1 pseudogene is annotated in these 300 nt (G+C 60.7%); it reads right to left on the bottom strand.

Annotated elements, in window-relative coordinates:
• Positions 1–300: pseudogene (locus tag BK660_RS31080) on the bottom strand (acyl-CoA dehydrogenase); the annotation flags it as partial.

Below are 300 nucleotides of genomic sequence, written 5' to 3'. Positions count from 1 at the left end.
CCCGGTATCGGTCATGAAGGCTTTGCAGATCGGCGTCAGGAAGGCCAGCAGGTCGTCGGCGTCCTGGCGGGCGCTTTCATCCGCGCTCAGATGCGCCACGTCCAGCAACTGCGCGGTGAAGTAAGTCAGTGCGCGGTTGCCTTCGTTGAAGGCTTTCATGGTAAGCAACATCCGACGCACGTCAGGATGGACGATGATCGGGTCAGCAGTTTTCTCTGGTGTTTTCGGGCCGGTCAGGGAGCGCATTTGCAGGCGGTCGGTGGCGTATTTGATCGCGCCCTGAAAGCTCGCTTCGCCCAG

Origin of the sequence: Pseudomonas brassicacearum, assembly GCF_003732265.1 — a bacterium.
Taxonomy (GTDB): Bacteria; Pseudomonadota; Gammaproteobacteria; order Pseudomonadales; family Pseudomonadaceae; genus Aquipseudomonas; species Aquipseudomonas brassicacearum_D.
Note: the sequence above shows the minus strand (reverse complement) of the source record. Positions and strands in the feature narration are given on the sequence as shown.